This window comes from Candidatus Paracaedimonas acanthamoebae (assembly GCA_017307065.1).
Classification (GTDB): domain Bacteria; phylum Pseudomonadota; class Alphaproteobacteria; order Caedimonadales; family Caedimonadaceae; genus Paracaedimonas; species Paracaedimonas acanthamoebae_A.
In genome coordinates this window covers 54,197-68,578 of the sequence record JAFKGL010000012.1, presented here as the reverse complement: position 1 = coordinate 68,578, position 14,382 = coordinate 54,197, and the positions used below count along the sequence as shown (strand labels likewise).

Here is a 14,382-nt window from a genome sequence, read left to right as displayed (position 1 = left end):
TGGATAATCCTACAAATAACTATTTTTTCTCAGAAAGAAACCACTGAACTGTTTTTTCTATACCTTGCTCCACTGAGAATCGTGGCTGCCAATTAAGATATGATCTTAGTTTTTGATCATTTACCTGTAAAGAGGATGATAATCGTAAAAATGCTTTTTCTCTTTTAAAAATTTTACAAATAAATTCTAGAATGGAAAAAGGACAATACCATAGATAAGGAGATAAATTCATAGTTTTACGTACTTGAGCAATCAGTTCTTGAATTGATAAATCTTGACCATCACATAGTAAAAAGGTCTCATTTTTTGCCTTTGGATGGATTAAAGATAAATAGATAATATCTAATAAATTTTCAAGATAAATCAAACTGCGTTTATTGTTAACACCAGCAAACGGCAATGGAATTTTTGAGAAACTTATATTCAGTAAATCCCAAAAATTACCTTTTACTCTTGGGCCATACACTAGAGGTGGACGCAAAATTGTGTAACTCATTCTTTTATCTTGGCAATAAGCTTTTATCAATTCTTCTGCCTGTAACTTCGACTCTCCATACTCGTCTTTAGGACAGGGAATATCTTTTTCCACAAAAGGAACCAGAGATGTTATCTCTCCATTTACTTTTATAGAACTTACATAAATAAAATGTCTTACCCCTTTATCATATGAGGCTTGAATCAGTGCCTTTGTTCCTGCAACATTAACATTAAAAAGATTAGAAGCTTCTTGTTGGGCGATTAAATAATTCCCTTGTCTGACCCCGTGTGCCTGGGCAGCTAGGTGAATAACTATCTCTACATCATCAAGAGCTTTTCCCCATTCTGCTTCTTTAGTGATATCCTCAACAATCGAAAATTCATATGGATATAAATCTTTTTTTATGCGCGAAGCTGCTTTGATCTCAACTCCTTTTTCCATCAAAAAGGAACATAAAGCCTGCCCTACAAAACCTGAAGCTCCTGTGATCAAAACTTTAGTCATCTTGATTTTCTAAAAATCTTATAAAAACCATGGTGCTCCAGAGTCCTACAATCCACCAACTTTGCCACATTCCATAGCTTCCCATATTTATGACCAAAGAACTTGAAAATGCTGCATAAGCGGCAGATCTATTAATTTTTTCATTAAAAACACGAGGAATCGCAGAGATAATTAAACTTACTAAGCAAATGATTAAAAGTGCTCCTGGAAAGCCTAATTCTACCCATAATTGTAAAGGTAAATTATGGGGATGTAGAGGTAATAATTCCAGAGTAGCGATATTCACAAAAGGTATCTGTTTTTTTATATCTTTCCGATCTATCTTTTTTTCCGAAAAATATTTATGACGTGATGCATCTAACCCCCATCCAGTCCAAGGTTTTAAAAGAATTTTATCTGAAACAAAATTCCAAATGTATAGTCGATGATAAAAACTTGGTTTTTCAATAACTTTATGAGTTATACTTGTAATAGTACGAGATATTAAGACGTGTTTATAAAATAAAGGGGCAAATATAAAAACTACCGCACATACGCTTAACAAGAACCACTTCACTACTTTTTCTTTAAAAAAAGAACTTAAACCTATGAAAACACCAATGACAAAAGCTATTTTTACACTTGTAGACTCTAAATAAAACATAACAAAAGCTGTTTGGAATATTAAAACCAACTGAAATATCCGGGCTAAATATTTCACTTCTTGATCATCAGGATAAGATTTTAAAAAACGATTCAGATAAGCCAAAATTGGCCAGATAAGCATAACTTCAAAGGAAAGAACTTTGTTATAATAGGTTAAATTATAATCTTTTCCTTTGATAAGATAGAGCCATTTTCCTTCTGTTTTAATTTCTATCATTAACAAAATATTTGTAATGATGAATCCAAGCATAAGGCTCAACAAAAGATGGGTTTTAGAAATTTTTTCTAGCTTTTGTGCCATTAAAAATATTCCTATTCCGCCTGATAATAGAAATAGAAGCTTTATCCATAGACACAATGTTTGTTTAGGATCTATCGACCAAAAAACGCTTAATAAAGACCATAAAAGAAAACATCCGAGAACAATAAAACTTTGATTTGATCGAATGGAATTAAAAATATTTTTGAAATTAATGCGTTTTTGTTGAGCTACCCAATATCCACTCATACTTAAAAAGAGAATAAAAAAAAGAGGTACGATACTCCGAGGTGAAAGGATACTAAAAGGCAAGATTGCTAAAACTAAAAGATTTAATAACCTTTGCCAAAAAGCTACCTTTCTCATCATTTAAGAAAGTCCCCCCATTTGACATAGGAGATCCCAAGAAGAATCATCAATCTCCATGACAGAAAGACGCGATTGTCGAATAAGAGGAAGATGAGAAAATTGGCTCATTTTTTTGATATCAGATAAGGATACTGGCTTTTTTAATTCTTTTTCTAATTGCACATCTACACATACAAAATGACCTGTTGTATCTATAGGATCTGGATAAGAGGTCTTTATGACTCTTACAATCCCAACTATTCTTTTTTCTTTTACTGAATGATAGAAAAAACATAGATCATTCAGTTGCATTCGTTTCATATTATTAGCTGCTTGATAGTTTCTAACGCCATCCCAAGCAGTTACATTGTGTCGAACCTGTTGCTCCCAAGACCAAGATCCAGGTTCAGTTTTTAATAACCATTTTGCCATTTTCTATCCTAATATGAATGTGTTTCAGTTTTAAGAGGGCGAGACAGAAGCGTTGCAATTTCAGAATCTATTGGACTTTGATGATGCAAAATATTGTTAATGCCTTTACAAATTGGAAGATCTACATCTAATACAGAGGCTAATTCAACAGCTGCTTTAGCTGTGAAAACCCCTTCCGTCAATAAATACCCTTTTAACATCTCTTCTTTAACAATGTTTTTATGGCCAATTGTAATACCTAGAGACATATTTCGAGATTGTGTTGACGTACAAGTTAATACAATATCTCCAACGCCAGAAGGACCCAAAAAAGTTTCAGGATGTGCCCCTTTTGCCATCCCTAAACGTGTAATTTCTGCCAATCCTCGCGTAATAAGAGAAGCACGTGCACTATCTCCATAGCCTCGCGCTGTTGCAATTCCAACAGCAATCGCGATAACATTCTTCAATGCTCCAGAGACTTCAACGCCAATGATATCATTTGAAGGATAAACTCTGAAATTCAAACTACTCAAAGTACTTGCCAACCATCGACTTGTTTCTATCTCTTTTGTAGACAATGTTGCCGCTGTTGGTTGACCTGAGGCAACATCCCGAGCAAAAGTAGGACCAGAAAGGACAGAAACAGAGGTCTCAGGCAAAAGCTCATAGATTAATTCATTCATTAACAATCCAGTGCCAATTTCAATACCTTTAGAACAGACAACTAGATAAGCATTTTTAGAAATATAAGGCTTAATCTGTTCAATAAGGCCTCTTATAGTTTGAGCGGGAACAGCCAATAAAATAATATCTGCATTTAATGCTTCTTTAAGCGAAGAAGTCATTATTAAATCATCAGGAAGTACAATACCGGGGAGTGCCTTTTGATTTTCTTTATATTTGTTTAAATCCTCTGCATTTTTTAGATCACGTGTCCACAGTAACGTTTTATTATCAGCTCGATGTGATACCAGCGCAAGAGCAGTACCCCAAGCACCGCCACCCAGTACACTAACAGTGGTCATTGATTTTCTCCCTTTATAGATTCAAGTGGCCAGCGAGGCCTTGGCGCGAAATCTAATGAATCAACAGCATTTAATTGCAATTTTTCAATACCAGCCCAAGCAATCATGGCAGCATTATCTGTACATAAATTTGGAGGTGGCGCAATAAATTTTATTCCTAAAGCTTCGCTTGTTTCTTGTAAGGCTTTTCGCAATGCTTGGTTTGCACCAACCCCTCCTCCCACAACGAAAGCATTTAAAGGAATCTTTTGATCTAAACAAAATTCTAGAGCATTATGCGAACGATTTACAAGGATATCAAGAACTGCTGTTTGAAATGAAGCAGCCATATCTCTTTGATCATCCTCTTGAAAAGATGCCAATTGCGCTACTTCTTGTCGTACTGCTGTCTTTAAGCCAGAAAACGAGAATGAACATTTTAAAGAAATATCTTTATGCTGCAAAAGAGGACGCGGCAATTTAAATCTTTTGGAATTTCCAAGGCTCGCCAAACGTTCAATTGATGGTCCTCCTGGATAAGATAACTTTAAAATTTTTGCAACTTTATCAAAAGCTTCTCCGACTGCATCATCTAAAGTTGTCCCTAATAAAAGATACTCCAATGCGCTCTTTACGATGACTAATTGGCTATGCCCTCCTGAGACGAGAAGTAAAAGGTAAGGAAAATCCAAAGGCTCAGAAAGTCTAACGGTCAAAGCATGCCCTGCAAGATGATTCACAGCCAAAAAAGGCAACTTTTTTGCCGCTGCTATTGCTTTAGCCATCGTAATTCCTACAAAAACTCCACCGATCAATCCAGGGCCAGCCGTCACAGCGACTCCATCTAAAGAATCTAAAGTAAGATTGGCTTGTTGCAAAGCTTGAGAGATTATTGTTTCTAAAACCTCAAGGTGAGCTCTTGCGCCAACTTCAGGAACAACGCCACCATAAATATTATGTTCATCCATTTGAGAAATTAAAACATTTGAGAGGATCTCTCTCTCTGAACTCACAATAGCCGCAGAAGTCTCATCACAACTTGTTTCAATTCCAAGAACTATCATTAGAAAAACCACACCCTATTTTATTTATACTTTACACTTTAAAAGCAACTTGTTTCATCTTAAATCTATGCTTTAATGGCGTGAATTTGAAGAAAAAGGCAAGCCCTAAAATGCGTTCTATTATTCTTGGCACTCGGAAAAGCCCTTTAGCCCTAAGACAAGCAGATATTGTTAGAAGTGCTCTTCACAAACAAGGCTATGATGATATTGAAATTAAAGCCTATCAAACGAGTGGCGACTTGTTAACGAATGCCCCTCTCTCAGAATATGGCGGCAAAGGGCTTTTTACGAAAGAAATTGAGGAAGCTCTCCTTCGCAAAGAAATTGATATTGCAGTCCATTCCATGAAAGACGTTGAAACCCATCCTCCAGAAAAACTGATTATTTCGTGTATTCTTCCCAGAGAAAATCCTTGCGATGTGTTGATTTCAAAAGAAAACTTCACCTTGGAAAATTTACCTGCCGGCGCAACAGTTGGCACCTCTTCTTTAAGGCGTCAAGCGCTCGTTCTGAATCTAAGACCAGATCTTAAAATCGTTCCTTTACGAGGAAATGTTGGAACCAGAATACAAAAAATTCAAGAAGGTGTTGCAGATGCAACTATCTTAGCCTACGCAGGTCTCTCAAGACTTAACCAACTGGAGAATATTATCCCTCTCAACATTGAGGCATTTACCCCAGCTCTCGCCCAAGGTGCCTTAGGCGTCCAATGTCGTCGAGACGATACACAAATACTCGAAATCCTTTCGCGTATTCACGATAAGAAAACTGGACTTTGCATTGAAATAGAAAGAACTTTTTTACGTGCCCTCGACGGCTCTTGTCGTGCCCCTATCGGTGGTCTTGCTCACTACATTAATGAAGAAGAAATAAGCTTTACAGGTTTTGTATCCGATCCTGAAGGAAAACAATTTCAGCGCAAAAAAATTATATCTCCTATATCCAAAATCTTAGAAGATGTTCTAATTTTAGGTAATACTTTACGTAAATGGCTTGAGATATATCTGTAAAATACTTTAAAAATGTTAAATATAAGAAAAGTGATGAAAGAATAACAAATGACACATTTTTATTATCGTGCCGTGTGTATCATCTTACTGAATGTTCTCTTCAGCTCAGAAAACGTGGGAAAAGAGCACGGGATTGCAATGCATGGCACTCTTAAATATTCTATTAATTTTAAGCACTTTTCGACTGTCAATCCTGAAGCCCCAAAGGGTGGTAAGCTTCGTCTAGGTGTTACTGGTATTTTCGATAGTCTTAACCCTTATGTCATCAAAGGTACACCACCTGCAGGCCTCAGCATATTCAGTGAAAGGCTAGTCTTTGACACCTTGATGAAAAGGTCTCCTGATGAGCCTTTCTCACTGTATGGATTAATTGCCGAATCTGTTGATCTGGCCTCTGATCGTTCATCGATTATTTTTTATTTAAACCCCAAAGCTAAATGGCCGAATGCTCAATCTATCACTGCAGATGACGTCATCTTTAGTTTTGAAACACTTAAAGAAAAAGGTCTTGCCAATTATCGTCTATTTTTTAAAAAAGTTAGTAAAGTTGAGAAAATCAACAGCCATACAATCAAATTTTCTTTCCTTCCTGATAAAGATGATAACGTATTTGATCCTGAAGCCCCTCTACTTATTTGCCTTTTACCTATTTTGCCCAAATATTTTTTCGAAGGGCGCGATTTTGAGAAAGTTACACATGAAGAAATTCCTGGAAGCGGCCCTTATAAAATCAAACACGTGAAGCTTGGCCACATGATCAGTTACGAGCGACGCCCTGATTACTGGGGAAAAGACTTACCTGTTAATGTTGGATTTTATAACTTCGCCGAAGTTCGTTTTGATTATTATCGTGATTCAAAAATTGCTCTTGAAGCTTTTAAAGTCGGTGAATACGATATAAGAGGCGAATCTGAGCCGACTCAGTGGATCAAAAATTATAATTTCCCCGCTGTAAAAGACGGAAAAATTGTAAAAATTGAATTCAACCATCAGAGACCTGTGGGAATCAAAGCTTTTATTTTTAATATTCGAAAAAACTTATTTAACAATGAATCCGTTAGACGTGCCCTCACCTATGCCTTTGACTTTGAATGGTTAAACCAGTCTCTATTCCATAATTGCTTCACAAGAACAATGAGTTATTTTGATAATACGATGCTTGCAAATGACGGTATCCCTCAGGGAAACGTTCTAAAATTATTGCAACCATTTAAGAATAGCCTCCCCGCAGAGCTTTTTTCAACACCCTACTCTTTACCTCTTTCAGGTACTAAAGCTAAATTGAGAGAAAACTTAAAAAAAGCTCGAGATCTACTACAAGCCAATGGGTGGGAAATTCATGGTTGCCAACTTATTCACAAAAAAACCAGACAGCCTTTTAAATTCGAGATTATTCTTTATAAACATGAAGATGAAAAAATTGCATTAGCTTATATTAAAAACTTAAAACTGCTTGGAATCCAAGCAACAATTCGCACTGTTGATTCTACCCAATATGAGCATCGCTTGGGAACCTTTGATTATGACATGACAATTCATACTTGGGGTCATACACTTTCTCCCGGAAACGAACAAAATCTTTATTGGAACTCAAAAACAGCCGATCAAAAAGGAAGCCGTAATTATATTGGAATTAAAAATCCTACCATTGATAAGCTATGCCGAATGCTTGTTAATGCTAAAACGCATGACGAACTTACTACAATAACAAAAGCCTTAGACTTGGTTCTCTTATGGGGTCATTATTTAATCCCCTTATATCATAGTAATAAAATTTTTCTGGCATATTGGGATAAATTTGGTCATCCTCAATTTAATCCCCTTGATGGAATTGTATTAATGAACTGGTGGTCCAAAGAATTAAAAAAGAAATGACAACTTCAAAAAAACATCCTTATCATCTAGTTGAGCCTAGCCCCTGGCCTTTTATGGGCGCTCTCTCTGCTTTTATTCTTGTACTGGGAACAATACTCTTTGTACGTAAATATGGTGTATATGTGTTAACAGCTGGTATTGGCCTTTTGATCTTTACAATAATTGGATGGTGGCGAGACGTCATCAAAGAAGCAAAAACAGAACATAATGAAGTCATCCGCCATGGATTTAAATGGGGTATTGCTCTTTTCATTGTCTCAGAATTTATGTTCTTTGCTGCTTTCTTCTGGGCTTATTTTAATGCAAGTTTAATGCCAACAGCTGAGATTGGCAGTGTCTGGCCCCCTAAAGGCCTCAAAACTATAGATCCCTTTGATCTTCCTTATCTAAATACTTTAATCCTTTTACTTTCAGGAACAACCGTAACTTGGGCGCATCACGCAATGGTTGAGAATAATATGAAGGATAGCCTTGAAAAATTAGCCCTCACTATCCTTCTAGGTATCTGCTTTCTTGGCGTACAAGCTTACGAATATATGCATGCTGATTTTGCTTTCAAAGGAGGAATTTATCCCTCTACCTTTTATATGGCAACAGGTTTTCATGGGTTCCATGTTCTTATAGGCGTCATTTTTTTAACCGTTTGCTGGTTCCGCGGACGCTTAGGACACTTTAGTGCCACAGACCATTTTGGATTTGAAGCCGCTGCTTGGTATTGGCATTTCGTGGATGTTATCTGGCTTTTCTTGTTTGTGAGTATTTACTGGATAGGATCTAGTAGTTGAAGATATGCAATAAGAGATTAACCTTCCCTCTCTTTATTTTTATTGGAATTTTAATTCTTATTAGCTTAGGGACTTGGCAAGTATCTCGCCTTCATTGGAAGAAAGATTTGATTCATAAAATTCAAAAACAGTCCCAGACTCCTCCTATTTTAATCCAAAAATTTGAAGACCTTTCAATAAATAGAATTAAAATTTTTGAATTTACATCAGCTACCGCAGAAGGTTATTACCTCCATACATTAGAATTCAAACTGCTTAGCAGGACTCGTCAAGGAAAAGCAGGTTATCACATCATCACTCCTTTCTTGCTCAAATCAAAAAAGATCTTGTTAGTTGATCGAGGATGGGTCCCCCTTTGCGAAAAATCTATTAATCGCCCGATAGGCCCTATAAAAATCAAAGGATTAATACGACTGAATTCTGAAAAAAATTTTTTCACACCCGAGAATGATTTTTCTTCTCGAGAACTTTATTTCATAGATCCACTTGAAATTAAAATAAAAACTGGTGTTAAAGAGTTATTACCTTTTTATATGTATTCTTCTGACAATGATCAACAAAACGTATTTCCTATCAGTATTCCTCTCAATCTCAAATTAAGAAATTTTCATCTTGCATATGCATTCACATGGTATAGTCTCGCGCTTGGATTAGGAATTTTATATTTCTTGTCCAAAAAGAAAAAATAACTACATACATCGGATCAGAATTTACATGACAATAAGAACAACAATACTCCCGAATGGTCTCAGAGTAGTAACAGATACAATTGAAACAGTTGAAACAATCGCTCTGGGTGTGTGGGTTAAAGTTGGGTCACGTCATGAAACATCCGAGATGAATGGTATCTCTCATATGCTTGAACATATGAACTTTCGCGGAACAAAACGTCATACAGCACGTGAAATTGCCGAAAAAATAGAAGCCGTTGGGGGGCATCTTAATGCTTATACATCACGCGAACATACAGGTTATTATGCTCGCATCCTAAAACAAGATCTTTCCCTAGCCATCGATCTTTTATCTGATATTTTACAATTTTCAATATTTAATATCGAAGAATTTGAGCGTGAAAAAACTGTTGTCCTGCAAGAAATTTCTCAAGCTCATGACACACCAGATGATATCATTTTTGATCTTTTTCAAGAAACCGCTTTCCCTGCTCAACCTCTTGGTTATCCAATTATTGGGCGGCCCGAAATTATTAAATCATTCAAACTTGAAGATCTCAAAAATCATATAGAAGCTCAATACGTATCTTCAAATATGGTCATTGCTGCTGCAGGAAAAATAGAGCATGAGAGATTTGTTGATCTGGTTTCCCACCATTTTACAAACGCAATAAATGCAAAACCCAAAGATGCCGTACTTTGTGAATATAAAGGCGGTGACCTCAGAGTAACTCGAGATTTAGAACAAGTTCATTTGGTTCTTGGATTTCCGTCCGTCAGAATTGGTCATGAAGATTATTATGCCACATCCCTGTTAGCGACTATTTTAGGAGGAGGCATGTCTTCGCGCCTTTTTCAAGAAGTTCGCGAAAAAAGAGGATTGGTTTATGAAATTCAGTCATTTATTAACGGGTTTAGTGATCATGGCATCTTTGGCATATATGCAAGTGCAAACCCTCACGAAGCAAAAGACTTATTACCTATTGTGTGCGAAGAGTTATTAGCATTTCCACTTACTATGACTCAAAAAGAACTTGATAGAGCAAAAGCACAGCTCAAAGCTTCAATGATGATGGCTCTTGAAAGTACTGCCGCTCGGTGTGAGCAACTTGTACAGCAAACTCTTGTTTATGGACGTCCTTTAGAAACGACTGAAATTTTGAATTTTATAGATCGTGTAGAGTTAGAAAAAGCTAAGATAATTGCTTCTTCAATCTTCAGCCAACCTATAACTTTTTCCGCGATTGGCCCCACAAAAGTTTTAGAAAATTACGAAAGCTTAACGAGGCGCCTAGGCACATTGCCAAGGTAAAAACTTAAATAAGAATTAAGACTCATAATTTTTCCGAAAGCCATTTATTATTCGATGAGCTTCCTCATGCATATAACCTGTGGCTTCAAGAACTTTTGTTGCCAATTGTAAACTTGGTTCAAAGGTTTCAGGACGCACAACCACTATACCGGCTTGAGTTAACTTGCTTTCATATTCATCATCTCTAAGGCGAACAAGAACCTGCAGATTTGGAAATTCCCGCCTTATGGTTAAAGCTATTCGAACAGCACCTTTTCGAGAATTTAGACAAATGACAATAGCTCGTGCGCGAGTCGCCCCGAGGGCACGTAAAACTTGCGTACGGCGGGCATCTCCATAAAAAATGGGATATCCATCTAAACGCCCTTGAGACACTATAGACAAATTATTATCAACGATTAAAAAAGGAACCATCTGTTCTCTTAGAAGGCGAGCTATCATATTTCCAACACGTCCAAAACCACATATAATCACATGATTGCTGACATCTTCACATTCACTTACTTGAGTCTCTATAGATTGCTCTGTTTCTTTTTCAACCCAACGTTCATCTATATAACGACCAAGCATTGCGAGAAGAGGTGTGAGTCCCATTGAAATAGCTACAATCGCAAATAAGAGTTGTCCTTGATCTAAAGAAATAATTTTTGCCTCAATCGCAGGAGAAAGAACCACAAAAGCAAACTCTCCGCTTCCCGCAAGCAATAAACCAACTCTTATTCCCGTGGAAAAAGGAATATTGAAAACGCGACATAAACCTAAAATTACGCTTCCTTTAATCGCAATCAACCCCAGAAGACCTGCGAAAATAAAACTTATATTTTGTAAAATAAGATAAGGGTCAACACTCATCCCTAACGTCATAAAAAATAAGCCTATTAATAAACCATAAAATGGTTGAATATCTGCTTCGACTTGATGTCTGTATTCAGTTTCAGATAATAAAATACCCGCGAGAAAAGCCCCGAGCTCTAAAGACAATCCAGCTGCGGCTGTAGCAGCACTAATGATTAATATGACCAATAAACTCATCGTTACAAAGAGTTCTTGGCTCTCAAGTTGCGCGATGCCCCTATAAACTGGTTTCAATAGCACTCGTCCGAGAAGAATAATCAAAAATAAAACAACGGTCGTTTTAAGAAATGAAATACCTAAAATACTTAATAAGCTCGAAGAATCATCTTTGAAGGCGCTGATCAGCATCAGCAACACAACAACAAATAAATCTTGCAATAGAAGTATTGCGAAAGATACACGTCCAAAACGAAGCGTCATCTCTCCTCGTTCTGAAAGTATTTGAATTCCCACGGCTGTAGAAGAAAGTGCTAACACGGTACCAATCAAGATTGCAGGCTCTAATTTGACATCAAACATCAAGAGAACAAAAATTATAAGAGCCGAGGTACAAGTTACCTGCAACAAACCTAAGCCAAAAACATAACGTCTTAGAACTTGTAAACGCTGAAGAGGCATCTTAAGTCCTATGGTGAATAGGAGAAATAAAACTCCCATTTCACCAAGGAATCTTGTTCCTTCAAGCGTATTAATGAAACCAAGTGCTTTAGGACCAATAATAAGGCCCGCAAGCAAATAACCTAAAATACTACTTGCCTTCAACCATTGGAAAAAAGAGACAACTGCGACAGCAGAAATCAAGAGAATTAATGTTTCTTTTAAATATAAAGCGTGTTCCAAAACCAACCTGTTCTTTAAATGATTGTTAGTGCATGATTTCTATAATAGCGAGAGAAGAATTGCATAAGCAAGCTTTATTGGTAAGAAATACATAAGAAAACTCTCATTAAATTTTTTTCCATTTTAAAATTTAAGCTATTTCTTAATATTTAGGTATTTTTTCAACAATATTTCATAAAAAAAGCGGGCTAAAAAAGCCCGCCTTTTCAATTGCCTACTCTTTAAAAACTATTCGTCTTTATTTCTATCGTGGGCTTTCCCTAAACGCTCAAGAGTTGGAGATTCAGTATTCATTCCATCGACAGTAACAGCATTTGAATCAGCAGGCACGCTTTCATGAGCCTTCATTCTTTCTTTGCAACGCGCAAGCTCACGATCATTTACAGAATAATTGGCATGGCAATCATGATTCCAATTTTGATTATGCTCACAAGCTGCCAAAAGAGTCAGAGCGCTTACTGCAAATACACTTATAATATTTTTCATTCTTAAAATTCCCTACGATTCAATTGTTTTAACCTTTACTAAGCTAGGGAAATTAACTTTTTAAGTCAACAAAATCAATCATATCTTCCTGCGTCTCATTTGAAATAGTGCCATTAATGCAACACCTCTAAGAACAAATCTTTTATAGTTCTGCTTGCAAATATATCCCAAAAGATTACATAATGAAAAAGGAAATGCTGTTGTTTCTCGTTAGATGTAACTTCCCTGGGGCCGATATTAATCCTTAAGGGAGCTGTCCCTGCCAGAGTCTGTGGACTTTGGTATATGGCGCCCACCTGCTAATGCGGGCCACACGAGGATGTTTTCCATCGACGGTTATGACGGCTTTCCTTCATCGTATTTTAGGAAATCAAATATTTATGCATTCGGAAAAACTTTTGCTGCGAAGCCGAGCAAAAGAACAAAGAAAAAAATTTTATAATTCTTTTTCAGAAACAGAGCTTTTAAAACTCCAGCAATGCATTAGCTGGAGAGTCTTGGATTTTTTTAAATTTAAGCCCTCAGATATTATTGCTGGCTATTGGCCAAAATCTGACGAAGTAGACCCTCGTCCTTTGCTTGAAAATCTATCACAACAAAAACATGAAATTGTCCTTCCGATAGTAAATAAGGGAAACAACGTTCTTCTTTTTCGACGCTGGACTCCCCATTCTCCTCTTAAAATAGGACTTTATAAAAATCTTGAGCCTTTTGAAAATCAGCCCACTTTTGTGCCAGACGTTTTATTTATTCCTCTCCTTAATTTTAACAAACAAGGTCATAGGCTTGGATATGGTGGGGGGTATTATGATCAAACCCTAGCAGCTTTAAAAAAAATAAAAACTATTACAACCATTGGATTAGCCTATGATATACAACATGTAAATCAGTTTCCAATTGAACCACATGACGAAGCTTTACAGTGGGTCGTAACAGAGAAAAAGATTTATAATTTTAGTGAGGTCATATGAAAATTCTAACTTGTGGGGACGTGGTAGGACGCAAAGGGCGTTCAGCAATTATGGAGTATGTGCCTAAGCTACGTTCAGAACTGCAATTAGATGCTGTAATTGTTAATGGAGAAAATGCTGCCGGTGGTTTTGGAATTACTCAAGAAATTGCCCACGAATTTTTCAATGTTGGTGTCGATGTTATCACAACAGGAAATCATGCTTGGGATCAAAAGTGTATTAACAACTTTTTCCCAAAAGACTCGAGATTATTAAGACCTATTAACTATAAACCTGAAAAACCAGGGGCAGGTATCACAAAAATAAAACTCCATAAAAATAAGACCATAGTTGTCATCAATATTATGGGAAAACTTTTCATGCCTCCCCCTGTTGTAGCTGATCCTTTTTTTACAATAACTTCTGTTCTTAAAGAATATCGCTTAAAACAAAATAATGTTGATGCGATCATTATTGATATTCATGCAGAAGCCAACAGTGAAAAAATAGCCCTAGCTAATTATGTAGATGGTCAAGTTTCAGCAGTCGTAGGAACTCATACACATGTTCCAACGGCAGATGCACGCATCTTACCCAAAGGAACGGCTTATCAAACGGATTTAGGCATGTGTGGTCCTTATGATTCTGTGCTTGGGATGCAAAAAGAGCTTTCAATTAGTCGTTTTTTAGGAACGATCCCTTCACCCCATATGAAACCTGCTAATGGAGAACCGACCTTGTGTGGTGCAGTTATCACCACTGATGATGCTACAGGACTTGCCATAAATATTATGGCCATAAAAATTGGTGGTCTTTTAAATTCTTCTTACTAAGTTCCTTTAACAATTTTTTAATATCCTCTCATTATACTGTTCTTAGATA

The 14,382-nt window shown here is 36.6% G+C and carries 14 protein-coding genes and 1 other RNA gene; 8 read left to right on the top strand and 7 right to left on the bottom strand.

The features are described 5' to 3' along the window. Window positions 1-19 precede the first annotated feature (19 nt). The 5 genes from J0H12_02100 to tsaD all read right to left on the bottom strand — a co-directional run bounded on the left by J0H12_02100 (window position 20) and on the right by tsaD (window position 4,716). A complete protein-coding gene (locus J0H12_02100; GenBank protein MBN9412704.1) occupies window positions 20-982 on the bottom strand; it encodes an NAD-dependent epimerase/dehydratase family protein in 963 nt (320 codons plus the stop codon). After that, window positions 975-1,928: an O-antigen ligase family protein gene (locus J0H12_02095; GenBank protein ID MBN9412703.1), complete on the bottom strand. Its 954-nt coding sequence runs from the start codon at window positions 1,926-1,928 to the stop codon at window positions 975-977. Before J0H12_02095 ends, J0H12_02100 begins: the two co-directional genes overlap by 8 nt. Window positions 1,929-2,255: 327 nt before the next feature. Beyond that, window positions 2,256-2,666 (bottom strand): EVE domain-containing protein, encoded by a 411-nt coding sequence (locus tag J0H12_02090; GenBank protein MBN9412702.1) that lies wholly within the window; start codon window positions 2,664-2,666, stop codon window positions 2,256-2,258. 8 nt (window positions 2,667-2,674) lie between these two features. Further along, a complete protein-coding gene (locus tag J0H12_02085; protein MBN9412701.1) occupies window positions 2,675-3,673 on the bottom strand; it encodes an NAD(P)-dependent glycerol-3-phosphate dehydrogenase in 999 nt (332 codons plus the stop codon). Continuing rightward, window positions 3,670-4,716, bottom strand: coding sequence for a tRNA (adenosine(37)-N6)-threonylcarbamoyltransferase complex transferase subunit TsaD (gene tsaD / locus J0H12_02080; GenBank protein MBN9412700.1), 1,047 nt, complete (start codon window positions 4,714-4,716; stop codon window positions 3,670-3,672). Before tsaD ends, J0H12_02085 begins: the two co-directional genes overlap by 4 nt. A 110-nt stretch (window positions 4,717-4,826) precedes the next feature. Between tsaD and hemC the strand changes: the two genes are divergently transcribed. From hemC to J0H12_02055, 5 genes are read left to right on the top strand one after another with little or no spacing between them, the layout of a single operon-like run. Next, entirely contained in the window at window positions 4,827-5,726 is a 900-nt protein-coding gene (hemC, locus tag J0H12_02075; protein MBN9412699.1) for a hydroxymethylbilane synthase, read from the top strand. Window positions 5,727-5,774: 48 nt separating this feature from the next. Next, entirely contained in the window at window positions 5,775-7,601 is a 1,827-nt protein-coding gene (locus J0H12_02070; GenBank protein MBN9412698.1) for an ABC transporter substrate-binding protein, read from the top strand. Beyond that, entirely contained in the window at window positions 7,598-8,386 is a 789-nt protein-coding gene (locus tag J0H12_02065; protein MBN9412697.1) for a cytochrome c oxidase subunit 3, read from the top strand. Before J0H12_02070 ends, J0H12_02065 begins: the two co-directional genes overlap by 4 nt. Further along, a complete protein-coding gene (locus J0H12_02060) occupies window positions 8,383-9,075 on the top strand; it encodes an SURF1 family protein (GenBank protein ID MBN9412696.1) in 693 nt (230 codons plus the stop codon). The genes J0H12_02065 and J0H12_02060 overlap by 4 nt, the downstream gene beginning before the upstream one ends. A gap of 25 nt (window positions 9,076-9,100) precedes the next feature. Further along, entirely contained in the window at window positions 9,101-10,369 is a 1,269-nt protein-coding gene (locus J0H12_02055) for an insulinase family protein (protein MBN9412695.1), read from the top strand. A gap of 15 nt (window positions 10,370-10,384) precedes the next feature. On the opposite strand, the gene J0H12_02050 is transcribed toward J0H12_02055, so the two are convergent. Both J0H12_02050 and J0H12_02045 read right to left on the bottom strand, forming a co-directional pair. Further along, the gene (locus J0H12_02050; GenBank protein MBN9412694.1) at window positions 10,385-12,064 is read right to left on the bottom strand and encodes a cation:proton antiporter; all 1,680 of its coding nucleotides are present in this window, start codon (window positions 12,062-12,064) and stop codon (window positions 10,385-10,387) included. Window positions 12,065-12,292: 228 nt separating this feature from the next. Continuing rightward, window positions 12,293-12,550 (bottom strand): hypothetical protein, encoded by a 258-nt coding sequence (locus J0H12_02045; GenBank protein MBN9412693.1) that lies wholly within the window; start codon window positions 12,548-12,550, stop codon window positions 12,293-12,295. Window positions 12,551-12,741: 191 nt separating this feature from the next. Here J0H12_02045 and ssrS point away from each other — a divergent pair. From ssrS to J0H12_02030, 3 genes are all read left to right on the top strand, one after another. After that, window positions 12,742-12,902: non-coding RNA, 6S RNA (gene ssrS, locus J0H12_02040), on the top strand. A 28-nt stretch (window positions 12,903-12,930) separates the two neighbouring features. Then, window positions 12,931-13,521 carry a 5-formyltetrahydrofolate cyclo-ligase gene (locus tag J0H12_02035; GenBank protein ID MBN9412692.1) on the top strand — a complete coding sequence of 197 codons (591 nt, stop codon included), beginning with the start codon at window positions 12,931-12,933 and terminating at the stop codon, window positions 13,519-13,521. Further along, window positions 13,518-14,333 (top strand): TIGR00282 family metallophosphoesterase, encoded by an 816-nt coding sequence (locus tag J0H12_02030; protein ID MBN9412691.1) that lies wholly within the window; start codon window positions 13,518-13,520, stop codon window positions 14,331-14,333. Before J0H12_02035 ends, J0H12_02030 begins: the two co-directional genes overlap by 4 nt. The last annotated feature ends 49 nt before the right edge of the window (window positions 14,334-14,382 follow it).

Bases quoted from the DNA above. Each gene is read 5' to 3' on its own strand.
- J0H12_02100 (MBN9412704.1), bottom strand. From the start codon at position 982: ATGACTAAAGTTTTGATCACAGGAGCTTCAGGTTTTGTAGGGCAGGCT.
- J0H12_02095 (MBN9412703.1), bottom strand. From the start codon at position 1,928: ATGGCACAAAAGCTAGAAAAAATTTCTAAAACCCATCTTTTGTTGAGC.
- J0H12_02090 (MBN9412702.1), bottom strand. From the start codon at position 2,666: ATGGCAAAATGGTTATTAAAAACTGAACCTGGATCTTGGTCTTGGGAG.
- J0H12_02085 (MBN9412701.1), bottom strand. From the start codon at position 3,673: ATGACCACTGTTAGTGTACTGGGTGGCGGTGCTTGGGGTACTGCTCTT.
- tsaD (MBN9412700.1), bottom strand. From the start codon at position 4,716: ATGATAGTTCTTGGAATTGAAACAAGTTGTGATGAGACTTCTGCGGCT.
- hemC (MBN9412699.1), top strand. From the start codon at position 4,827: ATGCGTTCTATTATTCTTGGCACTCGGAAAAGCCCTTTAGCCCTAAGA.
- J0H12_02070 (MBN9412698.1), top strand. From the start codon at position 5,775: ATGACACATTTTTATTATCGTGCCGTGTGTATCATCTTACTGAATGTT.
- J0H12_02065 (MBN9412697.1), top strand. From the start codon at position 7,598: ATGACAACTTCAAAAAAACATCCTTATCATCTAGTTGAGCCTAGCCCC.
- J0H12_02055 (MBN9412695.1), top strand. From the start codon at position 9,101: ATGACAATAAGAACAACAATACTCCCGAATGGTCTCAGAGTAGTAACA.
- J0H12_02045 (MBN9412693.1), bottom strand. From the start codon at position 12,550: ATGAAAAATATTATAAGTGTATTTGCAGTAAGCGCTCTGACTCTTTTG.
- J0H12_02035 (MBN9412692.1), top strand. From the start codon at position 12,931: ATGCATTCGGAAAAACTTTTGCTGCGAAGCCGAGCAAAAGAACAAAGA.
- J0H12_02030 (MBN9412691.1), top strand. From the start codon at position 13,518: ATGAAAATTCTAACTTGTGGGGACGTGGTAGGACGCAAAGGGCGTTCA.